The 517-nt window shown below is 74.5% G+C and carries 1 pseudogene; it reads right to left on the bottom strand.

Annotation, left to right across the window (positions count from 1 at the left end):
* Window positions 1-220 precede the first annotated feature (220 nt).
* A pseudogene (thiG, locus tag FP421_RS10200) lies at window positions 221-517 on the bottom strand (thiazole synthase); the annotation flags it as partial.

Raw genomic sequence — 517 nt, 5'->3', positions numbered from 1 at the left:
CAGCAGCCGCGGCAGCCGGCGCCCGTTGGCCAGTGAATCCGGGCCCAGTGACGCCGCGCGCAGTCACGCCGGGCGGCCGGCGGCCCCGGATCCACCCGGCAACCGCGGCGCCCTGGAGCGGTTCGCGCCTGCCTCGCACCCCGCAAGCCGGACTTCGGGCGTGGGCCGCAGCGCGCCGTCATGCCGCGCGCCCTGATGACTGCGCCCGGGTTCCCGCGTCCTAGTTCTTGCCGATGACGCCGCGATGCAGCGGGCTGGACGGGTCGGCGGCGTATTGCCGCGGCATGCGCCCCGCCAGATAGGCCAGGCGCCCGGCCTCCACCGCCGCCTGCATCGCCCGCGCCATCCGCACCGGGTCCCGGGCATGCGCGATGGCGCTGTTCATCAGCACCGCGTCGCAGCCGAGTTCCATGGCGATGGCCGCGTCGCTGGCGGTCCCGACGCCGGCATCCACCAGCACCGGCACCTTCGCATTCTCGATGATCGCCCGGATCATGACCGGGTTCTGGATGCCGAG

The sequence above is a fragment of the Polaribacter septentrionalilitoris genome (assembly GCF_009832745.1).
In the GTDB taxonomy this organism is placed as follows: Bacteria; Bacteroidota; Bacteroidia; order Flavobacteriales; family Flavobacteriaceae; genus Polaribacter; species Polaribacter septentrionalilitoris.
Note: the sequence above shows the minus strand (reverse complement) of the source record. Positions and strands in the feature narration are given on the sequence as shown.